The organism is Aminobacterium sp. UBA4987 (assembly GCF_002396985.1).
In the GTDB taxonomy this organism is placed as follows: Bacteria; Synergistota; Synergistia; order Synergistales; family Aminobacteriaceae; genus Aminobacterium; species Aminobacterium colombiense.
Genome location: NZ_DGZF01000014.1, coordinates 19584 through 34312 on the forward strand (window position 1 = coordinate 19584; position 14729 = coordinate 34312).

At 46.4% G+C, this 14729-nt stretch carries 11 protein-coding genes; 4 read left to right on the top strand and 7 right to left on the bottom strand.

Going from position 1 to position 14729, the window contains the following annotated elements:
* The first annotated feature begins 195 nt into the window (after positions 1 to 195).
* Positions 196 to 1026, top strand: a complete 831-nt coding sequence (locus tag B2U56_RS09555) for a hypothetical protein (RefSeq protein ID WP_286953630.1) — start codon at positions 196 to 198, stop codon at positions 1024 to 1026.
* Between the two features lie 44 nt (positions 1027 to 1070).
* Here B2U56_RS09555 and B2U56_RS09560 read toward each other — a convergent pair whose 3' ends face one another.
* The 4 genes from B2U56_RS09560 to B2U56_RS09575 all read right to left on the bottom strand — a co-directional run bounded on the left by B2U56_RS09560 (position 1071) and on the right by B2U56_RS09575 (position 5676).
* A complete protein-coding gene (locus tag B2U56_RS09560; protein WP_286953631.1) occupies positions 1071 to 2171 on the bottom strand; it encodes an NAD/NADP-dependent octopine/nopaline dehydrogenase family protein in 1101 nt (366 codons plus the stop codon).
* Positions 2164 to 4125, bottom strand: coding sequence for a TRAP transporter permease (locus B2U56_RS09565; RefSeq protein ID WP_286953632.1), 1962 nt, complete (start codon positions 4123 to 4125; stop codon positions 2164 to 2166). Before B2U56_RS09565 ends, B2U56_RS09560 begins: the two co-directional genes overlap by 8 nt.
* Positions 4085 to 4630, bottom strand: a complete 546-nt coding sequence (locus B2U56_RS09570; protein ID WP_286953633.1) for a DUF1850 domain-containing protein — start codon at positions 4628 to 4630, stop codon at positions 4085 to 4087. The genes B2U56_RS09565 and B2U56_RS09570 overlap by 41 nt, the downstream gene beginning before the upstream one ends.
* A 68-nt stretch (positions 4631 to 4698) precedes the next feature.
* The gene (locus tag B2U56_RS09575) at positions 4699 to 5676 is read right to left on the bottom strand and encodes a TAXI family TRAP transporter solute-binding subunit (RefSeq protein ID WP_286953635.1); all 978 of its coding nucleotides are present in this window, start codon (positions 5674 to 5676) and stop codon (positions 4699 to 4701) included.
* 274 nt (positions 5677 to 5950) lie between these two features.
* On the opposite strand from B2U56_RS09575, the gene B2U56_RS09580 reads away from it, so the two are divergent.
* Positions 5951 to 6847: a MurR/RpiR family transcriptional regulator gene (locus B2U56_RS09580; RefSeq protein WP_286953636.1), complete on the top strand. Its 897-nt coding sequence runs from the start codon at positions 5951 to 5953 to the stop codon at positions 6845 to 6847.
* Between the two features lie 51 nt (positions 6848 to 6898).
* On the opposite strand, the gene B2U56_RS09585 is transcribed toward B2U56_RS09580, so the two are convergent.
* Entirely contained in the window at positions 6899 to 10015 is a 3117-nt protein-coding gene (locus tag B2U56_RS09585; RefSeq protein ID WP_286953638.1) for an ATP-binding protein, read from the bottom strand.
* Positions 10003 to 11313, bottom strand: a complete 1311-nt coding sequence (locus B2U56_RS09590) for a metallophosphoesterase family protein (RefSeq protein WP_286953639.1) — start codon at positions 11311 to 11313, stop codon at positions 10003 to 10005. Before B2U56_RS09590 ends, B2U56_RS09585 begins: the two co-directional genes overlap by 13 nt.
* Before the next feature lie 35 nt (positions 11314 to 11348).
* Here B2U56_RS09590 and B2U56_RS09595 point away from each other — a divergent pair, with 35 nt between their 5' ends.
* Both B2U56_RS09595 and B2U56_RS09600 read left to right on the top strand, forming a co-directional pair.
* Entirely contained in the window at positions 11349 to 12590 is a 1242-nt protein-coding gene (locus B2U56_RS09595; protein WP_286953640.1) for an SLC13 family permease, read from the top strand.
* Entirely contained in the window at positions 12584 to 13606 is a 1023-nt protein-coding gene (locus B2U56_RS09600; protein WP_286953642.1) for a DUF2284 domain-containing protein, read from the top strand. Before B2U56_RS09595 ends, B2U56_RS09600 begins: the two co-directional genes overlap by 7 nt.
* Here B2U56_RS09600 and B2U56_RS09605 read toward each other — a convergent pair.
* Entirely contained in the window at positions 13499 to 14683 is a 1185-nt protein-coding gene (locus B2U56_RS09605; protein ID WP_273015693.1) for an MFS transporter, read from the bottom strand. The two genes, B2U56_RS09600 and B2U56_RS09605, sit on opposite strands and share 108 nt — an antisense overlap.
* Positions 14684 to 14729: the final 46 nt, after the last annotated feature.

Genomic DNA, 14729 nt, shown 5'->3' on the forward strand with positions numbered 1-14729 from the left:
ACACTCACCCAGTACTTATTGTCAATAATGGTCAGAAAAATTTTGGCTCCTTATTTTTCCTTTTTTTATCCTAAGACAGGAATTTCCAGCCATATGCCCCTCACAAATTTCTTGACTTTTATAATTTTCATGTATAATCGTTCCATGATTCAAAGTATTCCTACTTCCATTTTATTATAAGAAAGAGGTGGCTGTATGGATCATATTTTGAATGAAGAGTTTTTTTTGGTCAAAAAAGAAAAAGGAATTCGAAAGAACATCTTATGCCATATGAGGCTGCTTTCTGAAAGGGAAACTCCTTTAGCTCTTGCCCTTCATGAAAAAATCGCTCAGGAAATTGGCGATGAAAATATTTTTTGCGCTGTTCACACAATAGAAGAGAGTATAAGAGGAGAAGGGTTTGTTATTGGAATTTTTTCTGGAAACCGCCTGGTGGCCATGCGCGCTGTTTCCTACGAAGGAAAATATATGGAAGAAGCCCTCGCAGACCTGCGATTGCCTTTGGCAGAAAAAGAACATGCGGCGGTAATGGATTTTTGCATTACTGAAAAAAACTTTCGCGGCAACTATATTCAGCATTTTACTTTTCTCAAGGCAGAAGGGATCCTCTATCCCGAACGCTATCACCTCCATTGCACTATTTCTCCTCTTAACGTTTTCAGCCTTAGAAATGTTCTTCGATCCGGATTCCACATTGTGGATCTCAAAGAAAAGTATGGAGGATATCTACGCTTCATTCTTCACAAAAATCTCAAAAACGTTCCCTGCATCTATACCCACGACCATATTGAGGTTCCTATAGAAGACTATGAAAGCCATCTGGCCCTGCTCTCAATGGGCTATTGCGGATATGCCGTAAAGGGCGCTCATTCCGGCTTTTCCATTATGTATGGGACAAAGGTGGCTCAACATCTTCCATTGCATGCCGTGAGCGGAGAGAGGCCCATTTTTCACCTCACGCAGAAGGGGAAACCGCACCGTGGCAAAATTCTGCCCTGGGACCGCTATTTCCCCAATAAACAATAGGGGGAAGGGCGAAAATGCTCCTTCCCCCTATATTCACTCTCTCTTTATGGCAGCGGCGTACCGGTTGCGACAAACTTTTTCAAATCATCAAGAAAAACCCCCTCTAGCCCCAAACGTGCGAGAGTCCTTCCTTCTGCCCTATAATCCTTCTGATGGATCAGGTTGGCAAGGTCAATCATCAAGTTCATGGTGGGGGTAGGAACGCCGGTAATGCGCCCAAACTCTGCCAGGGGAACCAGGCTCATGGGGACATCCTCAGAAATGTACCTGGCAAAAGGATTTTGAGGAGCTTCGATGCCGCGATAGCCATCCTGTTTCTGTACGGCTTCATAAATAGAATCACTGTCTGTATGGGGAGACCCGTAGACATCCTCAAGCCATTCAATACATGTCATAGTCTTTACGCCAAAAGCTTTCGCAACAGCCACCCGCTCTGCGTCGATCCGCTCTAAAACGTTGCTTACACAAGGGGTGATGCCATCCATATAATATTCAAAAAGTTCTTTGTTTTCTATTCTTGCGATGTTGAGCAAGGCAGGGGTAGGATGAAAAATAGCCCCAATATTAAGCAGACTTGTCTCGAGAACATTTTCTGCCGCAATGAACTGAGGGTAGAAAGGCTTCAGTTCCTGAAGTACTTCTTCTGTTCTCGTTGCGGGAAGAGCAGCCAAAGCCATTTCATTTTTAACCTTGAAAATAGTGACTTCGGCAGGTCCCGTTTTACGGCAGGCGTAAATGAGGGACTGAGCCTCTGCCACTACAAAATCTGCTTTGGGATTGATAGCCTTCGCTCTCATATGAAACTCTATGGCTCCGGCAGTCCGCCCCGGGTTCAAAACTATTTTCTGCCCCCTATCAAGATAGGGGGCCATCGTCTCTGCCAGTTCCCTGTGGGCAAAGGCCGGAGTGACCACAAGGATCATACGGCAACCCTCTATGGCTTCTACTACATTTGTGGTTATCATGTCAAACTTAGCAAAACCGGTACGGGAAACCCCTTTGAGGGTAACCCCGCCAGCTTCTCTGATTTGCTCGATCGCCGCTGGGAATTTATCAAAAAGCTGTACGCTACATCCGTTTAGTGATAAAAAAGCCCCCATACTTAATCCGCCGTTTCCGGCTCCGAGGACAGCAACTCTATTCAAGTGGATCCACCTCACCTTTTAGATCCCGCTTTTTCTTGCGGGCATTGACCTGGAGAAGAATAATTGCAGAAAGAAGAATCAGACCGATAATATCACCTCTCCAGCCTGGATCAATAAGGAAAATAGCTGCAACTCCCGCAACAGCTCTCATAAGGAGAGGAAGGGTTCCTATGAAATATCCTTCCAGACAGGCAGACAGGGCCATAACACCTAAAGTTGCGGTAATAGTAGCTATTATGGCAGCCCCGACAGTGGTATCCAGAAGCAAAATGCGGGGTGACAGAGCAAAAACAAAGGGCAGTATAAATGCAGAGGAAGAAAGTTTAAGCCCTTGCAAGGCCGTTTTGACAGAATCTGCTCTGGCAATAGCCGCAGCCAGATAGGAACTGAGAGCCACAGGAGGGGTGACAGATGCCATACAACCAAAATAGAAAATAAAGAGGTGAGCGGCAACAACAGATATATTCAGCTTTACAAGGGCTGGCGCTACCATGGATCCCAAAATAATATAAAGAGCCGTGGTAGGCATACCCATACCCATAATAAGAGAAGCGATCATGGTGAGGAATAAAGCTAAATAGAGATTTCCTCCAGACAAAACGATAATGAAATCGGCAAACTTGAGCCCCAGCCCTGTCAATGTTACCGTTCCTACAATGAGACCTGCCACGGCACATGCCGCGATTACGCTCAGGGCACCCCTCGCCCCCAGATCCAACGCTCTCAAAAAGGACTTAAATGAAAGCCGCGTAGCCTTTCTAAAAGAGCTCGTAATAATAACGATCAGAACAGCTGTAACAGAAGCCTTTATTGGCGAGTACCCTGCTAAAAGCATATAAACAATACTTAGGGGGGCCAGAAGTAAAAAGGCACCATCTTTGAATACTTTTGAAAAAACAGGAAGTTCACTCTTTTTCATTCCATAAAGCTTGAGCTTGGCCGCTTCCATGTCAACCATAATAAAAACAGCAACATAATACAAAATGGCTGGTATAGCTGCGTGGATAATCAACTTTCCATAAGGAACTCCTGTCATTTCTGCCATTACGAAAGCCGCGGCTCCCATAATGGGCGGCATAATCTGACCGCCCGTGGAAGCGGAAGCCTCCACTCCGCCAGCAAACTCAGGCTTATACCCTACACTTTTCATGAGTGGAATCGTAAAAGTTCCTGTTCCCGCCACATTGGCAAAAGAGCTTCCCGATATAGTTCCCATAAGGCCGCTTGCAACAACCGCAGCTTTAGCAGGACCACCGCGATACCGTCCGGTAATGGAGAAGGCCAGGTCAATAAAAGCCTGGGCCCCGCCGGTCTCAGTAAGAAAAGAGCCAAGAAGGATAAATATGAACACGAATGTAGCCGTTACATAAATAGCTACCCCATATATTCCTTCACTTGTCAAGAACATATGCTCTATAATTCGCGCTACTTCATATTGCCTGTGGCCAAGGGTTCCGGGAATAAGGTGTCCAAAAAAGGCATAGAGAAGGAAGCTCACTGCAACAATAACAAGAGGCCAACCCATAGTTCGTCGGGTTGCCTCCAGTACTATAAAGATCATAATGGCTCCTATGATAATATCCCTTGTTGCGGGATCCCCCATTCGAAAAACAATATTCATATAGTCCAGGGTAAGGTAAACCCCCACCCCCAGGGAAAAAATGATTGCCCCAATATCCCATAGAGGAAGCTTTTCTTTCTGTTTGTTCGTTGCCGGGAAAATAAAGAATGTCAGAGCAAGGGCAAAGGCCAGGTGTATGGCTCTATGCTGAAACTGAGGAAGCATATGCACTCCAGATGAATACATATGATATAAAGACATGCATATGGCCAGAATGCTGCAAATTCTGGCGGAAATACCTGTCAGATTCCTCTTTCTTTCAAACTTTTCATTGAGCTCTTTAAGTTTTTCTTCAGGAGTAAGTTCTTCCTGTCTTTTTTTCTTGAAAAACATCGGACTCACCTCGTCTTAAGTACTGAAAATACGATATTTTTTCGACCAATACGTCCATGCGCTCCATATCGTCAAAATAAAGCTTCAAATCAATTTCCCGCGAGCCGCCATCTAAAAGCAGGCGTGGTTCAGCTATATAGCTAACCCTGAAAGGTACTAGATCCAGAGGTATATTGAGCCCTTGAATAACCATATAACCGTTTTCAAAACGAACCGCCTGGTCACAAGTGGAAGGAACACCCCATCCCAGATCCTGGAGCCTTGTTTCCACCACCAGCATGCTGCCACTCCCGTCAACTCTGTAATATTCATATACAGGTGTCAAATGAACCGAATGCCGAATACAGGTGGCGAAGGAATAGCCCGCCAGTATTTTATGTCGATACAATATATGACCTGTTTTGTAATTTTTTACATTCAGCACAAGAATGGGATAAAAGAAGAGAAAATATAAAATTACTATTGCGCCTGAAAAAAAGAGACTTGCTAAAACCCTCTTTCTCATTTTTGCCATCCTCAATTAAGAAGAGAGGGGTACAAGGGCATACCCCTCTCTAATAACTGCTTTCCTGCTTATTTAACAACCCACTTGCTTACATCTACGCCTTTTTCTTCATAATATTTTGCGGCACCGGCATGAAGAGGAATAGACATAGCGCTCAGTGCAGTTTCAAAACTGATCATTTTACCCTGAACGTGAGAGTCTGCAACGACATCGAGATGGTCGAAGAAAGCCTTTGTAATCTGATAGATAGCATCTTCAGGAAGGTCCTCGCGAGCGACAAGCAGTGCGGGGCTTGCTACAGCCTCAACGTCCTTATCGACACCACGGTACGTCCCTGCAGGGATATTGATCATTGCGAGATAGGAACGCTCTTTCAAAAATTCATTCATTATGTCTGCATCAAGGGTAAGAAGCTGAATGTCAAGGGTTGTGGAAGCATCGACAACCGCAGATGTGGGAATGCCTGAACCTATTACCGCACAATCGATAAGGCGGTCTTTCAGGGCTGTAATGGCTTCGCCAAAGTTGAGGAACTGGGGAGAGAATTTGTCGTAATCCAGTCCATGGGCTTCAAGAACCATTTTTGCTGTCCGTTCCGTACCGCTTCCAGGGGCCCCAACGGCAACCTTCTTGCCGACAAGATCCTTGGCGGTTTTCAGATTAGATCCCTTTAATACGACAAACTGGAAAATTTCAGGATAAAGACAGGCGATGCCGCGAATATTCTCCACGGGCTCATTTTCAAATGGAGGCTGGCCGCTGTATCCTCCAAAACTGGTGTTTGAAGCGCCCATCATAAGCTCTACCTTACCTTCTCGGATCATTTTCAGGTTCGCCACGGAAGCGCCGGTTGACTCTGCTGTAACTTCAATGCCGGGTACATATTTTGTGATGATGGATGCAATTGCCGAACCGATAGGATAATAAGTCCCCGCCGTTCCTCCTGTAGCGAAAGAGTAGCGCTCTACCGCCATAGCAGATACAGAAATCCCTAAAACCAGAACGAGTGTTAGAAAAACCCCAAAACCTCTTGCATATTTTCGCATGCTTTTTCCCCCTTCATTAGAGTATGGATTAATAAACTCCTAAAATTACAGAGACAAAACCCTTGCCCTTCGATTGACCAACGGAACTTTGAGCAGTTTTTTCCACCTATAGGGACTTATCTATCTTTTGATATTTATGGATATCAAAGATTTTAAAAGTGATATATTGAATTTCAGAATATACTCACTATAATTTTAAGGGGAGAGAATGTCAACTGAGGATACAGAGAATGTGTAAATGTATACATTATGCCTTCTAGAAAGGAGGGACAGAATGCACAATAGAAAACAGGATGTTTCTATAGAAAAAAAAAGCAGTGAAAAAGACCTCTTTGAACATATGAGAGAAACGAGCCTGAAGTTGCCCTCACAACAAAAAAACGTTTGCGATTATATCCTCGCCCATTACCAACAAGCAGCCTTTATGAAAGCGGAAGAAGTAGCCCTGGCCACAAAAACAAGTAATGCCACTGTGATACGGACTGCGGGAAGCCTCGGTTTTAAAAGCTATACGGAGATGAAAGAAGAGATTCAGCATGTTCTTACCTCTACAACTCCGCCTCCTCTCGATCGTTTGCGGAAAAACATAGCTGGAGACTCCGGTTTAAACGTTCTCGATCACGTTATTAAAGAAAACATTCAAAGCTTACAGACACTCTACAGTCAGCATTTGGCCGAAAGTTTTCCTCGAGCAATCCAAATCCTTCAAAATGCTTCCAGAATCTACATTCTGGGACTTCGTTCAACTCGGGGGCTTGCAGTGTACCTTCACGCCCTTTTGCACCAATTGTTTAAAGATATTTATCTTGCCGACGGTTCCGGGTCAGACAATCTTTTTGACGAACTTTATGACATGACTGAAGATGACGTATTTATCGCCTTAATGGCCGGGAGTCCTCACTATACGAAACGAACTATTAATGCCGTAAAATATGTCCGCAACCGCTCAATACCCGTTATATTGATAACTAACAATCTTTCGAATGTCGCGGCACCGCTGGCTTCTGCCGTGCTACTCGCCCCGCAGAACACGAATCACTACTCTACAGTAACGCTCCTAACCATTATCGATGCCCTGGTATTCCAGCTGGGACAGCTTAAAGCAGACGACGCAAGGCCTAAACTTGAGCAATTAGGCGACCTTTTAGTAAAAAATGATATTTCTGTATAGAGAACAGATGAGGGAAACGACCCTCTGAGAAGAGGCCTTTTCCCTCGCTGCTCACGGTTGGACAGAAAAAAATTTGCCGTTTTTCATCTCATATGTTGAAAATTTATGCGCCATGCCATCCCTTGCCTCAAGAAACACATCTTCTATATCCCTTCTGCACGAGAAGAGGAGGATCTGCCCTCTTGACGCTACATCAAGAACAACCCTGGCAGCTCCAATCTGGCGCCTCTCATCAAAGCGAACAAAAACATCATCGAGTATGAGGGGAAGGGGTTCCATTCTCTTTCCATAAAGCTCTGCCAGGGCCAGACGGATAGAAAGATATACCTGGTCAGCGAGGCCGCTGCTCCAGACATCTTCCTTTTTGCGAAGGAACCCCGACTTTTCTTCAAGCTCTACTGAAAAACCCCCCTCTTCCGATGCTGTAGAGATAAGGGAGTACCGTCCTTCTGTCATAAGTTCAAGGAAATCCCCCGCCTTTTTAAAGACTTCAGGCTGTCGCTCCTGTTCATGTTTTTGACGGGTCTGCTCGAGAACGCAGCGGCATGCCACCACGGCGAGCCATTCCTTAAGGGCGAGCCTTAGCTCTTCTTCCAGCTTCTCCCGCTCTAAAAACAATGCGCTTAATTCCTTGTCTTTTTCCAGTTCATCAATGCGGGTTTTCAAATGACCGCGCTCTTCATTCAGTTCCTCCAGTTGCTGGGAAAGAAGCTGCTCCTGCTCTTTACTCTCACCTATGAGGATTTGCGACTCAGCCGGTGTTCTTTTAGGGAGCTCCTCCAAAACTTTTGTGAGATTCTCGCTTCCGCCAGCTATGGCAAGAAGAGAGAGCCAGTGGTTTTCAATGATCTTTTTCAGGTCGTTACAGCGCTGCCATCTCTCACCCAGCTCTAAAAAAGACGGCTCATCGTGAACCTTCGCCTGCTCAAACAATTCCTTTTTTAGCGTTCTGCTTTCATTCCATGCCTTATGGGCTCTTTCGTATATCTCCTCGTTCCGTTTTTTCTCTCGTTGGATCATGGTTATCTGATTCCACTGCTCCTCTGCTTCTTCAAGGCGGGATGTGAGAATATCGATAGGAGAAACGAGGCTAAGTTTGTCCCATGAGCCCAAAGACAGTGAGCGGAAAAGAGAATGGATTTCCTCCTCCTTAGCTGATATATACTCCTGAGAAGAGGAGAGCTGCTTTTCCATATCCCTTATCCGAGCAAGCTGGCCGCGAAGCTGTTTGACCAGGCTTTCAAATTCTGTCCAATGTTCTACTTTCAATGAAGCGGAAAATCCTTTCTCCTCTACAAAGCTTTTCCACTCCGCATCAGTTTGATCTAAAAGCTTTTTTATACTGTTGAGGGAGCTTTCGCAATCTTCGAGTTTCCTTTGGCGGCGACCCAGTTCTTCCTCGGCATCCCTTTGGGACAGAAGAGCCTGGTCGTACTCACGGATGCCGTCAATACAGTCGTCGATATGCATTTCCGCTTTCCCCAGCTCAAGATAATCCTTCGGGCATTCTATCGCCAGGCCTTCCACTGCATGGCTAAGCTCTTCCTCTGTTTCTGCAAGATTTTTTCTTAGGCGGCAAAGAAGCTCTTCTTTTTCATTGAAGAACTTCCTTTTCTGTAAAAAATCCACGATTATAAAACCTAAGCCTGCAGCTATGGCTGTTACCCCTGTCTTCAAAAAAAACATGTCTCCTGTCCTGTAGCCCGCTCCCAGAAAAGCTAAACCTAAAGTTCCTGCTGCTGCCCCTCCCCACTGCAGCTCTTTTTTCTGCCGGAAAAGGTCAAGATTCATTTCATTTTCTTTTATCTGATTTTGAATCTGATGCCAACGGGTGAAAAATTGGCGTAACGATCCGCACTTCTCTCTCAGTGTCTGAACTGACAGTGGGGAGACATTTCGTTCCATCTTCTCAACATGCTCTTTTCGCATTTTAAGCAGGGATCTTGCTTCGTCTCTTGCTTTTTGGGCCTGTTCACAAGTTTCATTACGTATGATGTGCTGATTGCGAAAATCTTCTTTCTGCTTTTCTAAATCCCCTGCTTTTTGGGAAACGCCAAAAGACAGGTCAAGGGATTCCAGGTCATCAATAGTCCATGACTGATGGATTTCCCGTACCTCGCGGTCAAGACGCTGTTTCATCGACAGGATATCTAAACTGAGATTCTGAATGATTTCTTCTTCTTTTTCGATGCGATTTCGATTCTGAGCCAGTGCCCGAATGGCGCCTTTCTGTTCAAGGACCTTCTGAATAGAGGGGATATGAAAGGCCTGAAGCTGCTTTTCTAAGTTTCGGCATTGGAAGACCAGTTCCTCAAGTTCTCTTTCTCTAGCCCCTTCTTCCTCATGAATTTTTTTGAATCGCTGAAGGCCTTCGTCTGGAAAAAAGAGAATTTCACCAATCTCTTCGAGCTTTCTCTGTGCTTCCGTCATTTCCACCCAGGGAGACCTGGCCTTTTCAACCCACTCCATCAAGGAAAGATCGTAACGGAGGGCTTCTAAGTTTTTTCGCGCCGATTCTATCTGATGACCCGTCTTTTCCAATTCTTCTTTCTTTTGCAGATACTCGTCTTTTTGTTGCTGGAGAAGTTTTATTTGTTCTTTTGTCTCCTGTATTTTTTTTAGGAAAACATTGATCTCCGCTGATGACCTGGCCCCTCCCTGAATTCTGTAAAGGGCCTTTTCCTGATTGGCAAGGGAAACAAGGAATGTGGGAAGAGATGCTGTACCCAGTCCGGCGCCTGCAGAAAAAAAACGACTTTGTATTCCCTGATCATTGAGAGGACGTATCTTTTGCATATCCTCGAGACCTACGGCAAAGATACGTTCATACATTTCCCGATCCACATATCCCAGAAGATCTTCAAGGCTGGTTCCATTCCGCGCACCTGAAAAAGTTGAGTTCCTGCCGTTCATGACCAGGCTAAACCGTTCGCCCTTGAGGGATTCAATAATTAAACTTCCCTTTTGCTTTCCTCCGTGGGGAGGGGCATATAGATTGCGGTTGGAACGTCCGTCAGGGCACCCAAAGAGGCTATATCGCAAAAAGCTCATCAGGGTTGTCTTACCGCTCTCATTATCTCCAAGGATAAGAGACAGACCTGCAGGAAAATGTCCTTCCATGTTCTCGAGGAGACCAAAACTACGGATTTTGAACTCTATGAAACGCATGGGTCATTCTCCCCCTTAAGCAGCCCGTCCAATCCCTTTATAGCGGCCTTTTCAAGAATTTGAGCAATGTCTTCCCTTTCCAGGGTTTGCAGGTAGGGCTCCAGGTCGCCCCGCCTCCATCTCCCATTCCCCAAGCCCTCATCCATAAAGGCAAAAAGTGTTTCATTGTCCCGTATTTGAGATCGGACGATATCCATCTCCCTGAGAAAATCCCCCACAAAGGTCTGGGTCTTCCGAAGGTTCTCTATGGAATAATCAGGGCGGGTTTTATTCTGTATGGCCTCAATCCATACAAAGTCGGACAAGGCCTCTTCCTCCCTATTGAGTTCCCCTATCAAGGTTTCCATGAATCCATCCCGGCCTAATCGCCTATAAAGACTCGTATTTCCCGTCAATGTCACCCGAAGCATAATGCCCCTGCCCTCCGCTTCCTTGCGGTATTTTCCCCTAAGGTTTTCGATGGCATCCATGAGAACCTGCTCTTCCTCCACAGAGGAAATATCAAGGGTTTCTTCCCACCAGCGAATTTTATCTGTAGGATGGAAAATCGGAGAGATGGAGCCCTGTGCCGATACCGTCACAAGGTAGCATCCGCGAGGGCCCGTTTCCCTCACGCTCCTCCCCTGAATTGTTCCCGGGTAGACCACTAGCGGATTTTCACATGATAGAATCATGGGGCTATGGATATGCCCCAAAGCCCAGTAATCCACAGAAGAATCCCGAAGATCTTCAATAGAACATGGGGCATAATTCTCATGGCCCTCCATGCCTCCTACATTGCAGTGAAGAAGGGCGACATTAAATCCCTTCCTGCTTTCAAGGGCTTTTGCCATTTGAATGGCGACATTGCCCCTTTCATCCCCAGTGGGGTAACTATATCCTGCTATGTGGCCGATAAGGGTATCATTTTTTCCGTATAAGGGACAAACCTCTACCTCGCCCTTAAATTGGAAAACCCTCTCCGGGAGACTTAATTTTGCCCGATCTCCAGAAAGGGGGTCGTGGTTCCCATGAACCATATACACGAATATTCCAGCCTGGCTTAAACGAAGAAGCTGCCGCCTAAGGGCAAGCTGGGCGCTGAGGCTTCTATCAGCGCTATCATACAGATCTCCGGAAAGGAGCACAAAATCCACTCGCTCCCGCAGTGCCAGGTCAACTACTCTTTCAAAGGATTTAAAGACCGCATCCTGCAGCATGCCCGCAATTGCCGGCGAATAAGAACGTACCCCCCGAAAAGGACTGTCCAGGTGCAGGTCTGCACAGTGAAGAAACGCAAAATCCCGCTGAAGGCCCATTCCACTGCCCTCCTTCTTCTGTTAGACTTTTATTTATGATGACAACAATATTTCTAGGAAAGGGACTTGTTTATATTATTTTCATTCTCGTCTATCTTGGCATGATCGTCGGACGATTTCCAACATTGGCTCTCGACCGAACCGGCATCGTGCTGCTTGGAACCATTATATTGCTTATTGCGAGTCCTTTCCCCACAGAGATTCTTTTCCAGGCTGTGGATACCTCCACAATAATGCTTCTTTTTGGCTTTATGATTATTTCCGCTCAATTACGGCTAGGGGGGTTTTACACAATAATAACCCAAAGGGCAGCAAACCTCGACGGTTCCCCTCAAAAGCTTTTGGCCGTGGTTATTATCGTCTCAGGCGCTCTTTCCGCCCTTCTTTCCAATGACATCATATGCCTTGCCATGACCCCTGTCTTAGGCGAAATCTGCATCAAGAAGGGGCTAAATCCTCTTCCTTTCTTACTCTCCCTGGCCTGTGCCGCAAATATAGGATCGGCACTGACCCTTATCGGCAATCCTCAAAACATGCTTATCGGTCAAAGCCTTCTTCTTCCCTTTGGACCCTATATGCTTTTCGCCCTCATACCAGTGGTTGTATCTCTTTTCGTTCTCTGGGGCATAGTCTGTTTTCTGTATAGACAACATTGGCATGAAACCCTTCCTCTGCCGCAGAAGGTGGACCTTCCTTTCCTGGGCTGGCAGACTGCAAAGGGGATTTTTGTTCTGTCTGTTGTGGTCGTCATTTTTCTTTTCGCCCCTCTGCCCCGTGACCTGGTAGCGCTAGGTGCCGCGGCTATTCTGTTAACAAGCCGTACCATGGCCTCTCGCAAGGCCCTTAACCTTGTAGACTGGCAACTGATCGTTCTGTTCATAGGTCTCTTTATTATAAACGGTGCTTTCGCAAAAAGTGGAGGACTCGCAGCCATAGAAAAGGGCCTGCACATGGCAGGGATCTCCCTCCAGCACGGAAGCTGGCTTTTCTGGATGTCGGCCATCCTTTCCAATGTGGTTTCTAATGTCCCCGCTGTCATGCTGCTTCTTCCGCTCTCAAAGATCCCCCTGGCAGGACCGATCCTGGCATTAAGCAGCACCTTCGCAGGAAATCTCATCGTCGTAGGGAGTATCGCCAACATTATTGTGATCAATGGGGCCAGGGATCTGGGACTCGCTATTTCATGGAGGGACCACGCTCGTATTGGCATCCCTGTTACTTTAACATCTCTTCTTATTTCATGGATTTGGATTTTTGCTGGAGGACCCCTATGGTAACAATTTGTTTGGGAACAGTTGCTCCTTCCCGCAACTCCATAGGTAAAGATGTTATTGCCAGGCAGCTGCGGGAAGAGGGGTATTGCCTTATAGATCTAGGGGGAAACATTTCTGTCCAAACCCTGGAAGAAGCCTTTTCTCGAAAAACCTTTAGCCTTCTAGCCCTCTCCTGTCCTGAAGAGGAATGTTTAAATGAGCTGAATTTTCTTATATCCTGGGCCGTTAAACGATCTGTTCCCGTCCTTATAGGCGGAACGGCTGTTAATGTTCATGACGTCGCAGCCTTGCGTTCCGCGTTGAAGGCCCCTTTTCTCTATTACAGCTGCAATGTCGCCGATCTTATGCCCGTTGTTCAAAAAGCGCTGAAGCTTGAGCCCCCGGCCATGCCCCTCCATGGCGAAGGAAAACCCTTCTTTCTTTTCGGGGAAGAAAAGGCTCTCGCTGAAGAGATGGAGCTATGGATCTTAGAAGGAAACAGGGATCATGTGGTTATTCATGAAAGAACCCGACAATGGTGCGGCGGGTGCCCTGACAACATAAACCGCACATGTCCTCTGAGCAGCGGCTATTTAGTCCAGAGATCCATGCAAGAAAGCCGGCTCTTTGTAGAAAAATTCCGCCGTCTGTTCCTTATTGGCCTTCCAGTGCTGAAAAGAGAAGAACGAGAAGTGGAAAGAAAGGGGAGAATAGCCATGTGGCTGGCCATGAAAAAGCTTGAAGGTGCTTTTTCAAAACGTTTTTCACAGGCTGTCATGTTCAAACTGCCCATTCAGTGTCCTCTCTGCCCGCCTGAGGACTGCATCATGCCCCTGGCCAGATGCCGCCGGCCCCAGGATCAGTTTCCCATGCACGAAGAATATAATATAGACATGATGGAAACGGCCCGCGTTATTGCCGGGGACAGAAGATCAATGGAGATGTATGCCCTTCTTCTGGCCGATCCTTTTCCAAAGGAAGAAGTAAACCAGGACAGATGCCCCGAAAGCAAAGAGAGAAAAGCCCCTGAACGCCCATGAAATTCCTGCCAAGGCTGATGCATATCCAATATAGACCGGCAGGAGGGTCCAGCTGATATCCATGGAGAAATACACCATGGATGATGCCCTCCCTCTGAATCGCTCAGGAATCATATCTCCAATAAGGGCAAGATGAGTGGGGTATCCGTACCCCACTGCAGCGCCGTAGAGGAAACCAAAGAAGGCGATCATGAAATTCGAAGTGGCAAAGGAAGCGCCAAAAAGGGCCAGTCCCATGGCCCCAAAGGATGGAGCTGCTATGACTGTTCGCGGTACTCTCTCATAAAGCCCCCTGCCAAAGAGCCTGATAATGATCGCTCCGATGGAAATAGCCACCATGTAAACTGATGGGTTGAGACCTCTGCCAATGGCAAGACTTGATACATAGGCAATGGACGCATCCGTAAGTCCCAGGAAAACACAGGAAATCAGAAGAAATTTTATGGGCGTTTCCTTGAAAAGAGCCGCATAAGAAGTTTTTTGAGTTTTGTTCGAAGAAAAATCCTGCTGGACAGGGGGGAGAAGAAAGGCCATGGACATTGCCCAAAGGGATGCCGCGGAAGCCATGAGCAGATAGGGAAGGTCCCAGCCCCGGTTAATAAAAAGTTCAGCCAGAGGAATAATGGTAAAAGCTGTCATTACCCCCCCAATACTTGTAATAGCAAAGGCAGAACCTCGTATTCGCTCTGGAATGACAAGGGATTGGTAGGTTGTTGTGGAGACTACAAAAACACTGAAACCGCCTCCCATAAAAAGACGAATAGTATAGAGGATTCCAGGCGTATGGTCGGTAAAAGCCAACAAAAGGGCGGAAACAACGCAGATACTCGAGGCCCCAACCATGGTTCTCCGTATTCCGAAACGATCTATAAACCACCCCGCAGTGGGACGGCATAGTGTAGCGGCAAGATAAAAAGCGCTGATGATCCAGCCAATGCGCTGAGGCTCCAGACCGGCCTTTTTCAAAAAAGGCGGCAGCATGAAAAAAGTATGAGAATAAGAAAAAATAGCAAAGTAGGTAAGGAGTATAAGAATAATCCGCTTTCTCCACGATGCGAGCTCCGATCCACAGAACAATTAAATCGCCCCCTTGATGTATTCACATTAAGACCCTCCGCATTCT

Excerpts from the sequence above, each read along its gene's own strand:
- B2U56_RS09555 (WP_286953630.1), top strand. The coding sequence starts at position 196 with ATGGATCATATTTTGAATGAAGAGTTTTTTTTGGTCAAAAAAGAAAAA.
- B2U56_RS09595 (WP_286953640.1), top strand. The coding sequence starts at position 11,349 with ATGATGACAACAATATTTCTAGGAAAGGGACTTGTTTATATTATTTTC.
- B2U56_RS09585 (WP_286953638.1), bottom strand. The coding sequence starts at position 10,015 with ATGCGTTTCATAGAGTTCAAAATCCGTAGTTTTGGTCTCCTCGAGAAC.
- B2U56_RS09590 (WP_286953639.1), bottom strand. The coding sequence starts at position 11,313 with ATGGGCCTTCAGCGGGATTTTGCGTTTCTTCACTGTGCAGACCTGCAC.
- B2U56_RS09575 (WP_286953635.1), bottom strand. The coding sequence starts at position 5,676 with ATGCGAAAATATGCAAGAGGTTTTGGGGTTTTTCTAACACTCGTTCTG.
- B2U56_RS09600 (WP_286953642.1), top strand. The coding sequence starts at position 12,584 with ATGGTAACAATTTGTTTGGGAACAGTTGCTCCTTCCCGCAACTCCATA.
- B2U56_RS09570 (WP_286953633.1), bottom strand. The coding sequence starts at position 4,630 with ATGAGAAAGAGGGTTTTAGCAAGTCTCTTTTTTTCAGGCGCAATAGTA.
- B2U56_RS09580 (WP_286953636.1), top strand. The coding sequence starts at position 5,951 with ATGCACAATAGAAAACAGGATGTTTCTATAGAAAAAAAAAGCAGTGAA.
- B2U56_RS09565 (WP_286953632.1), bottom strand. The coding sequence starts at position 4,125 with ATGTTTTTCAAGAAAAAAAGACAGGAAGAACTTACTCCTGAAGAAAAA.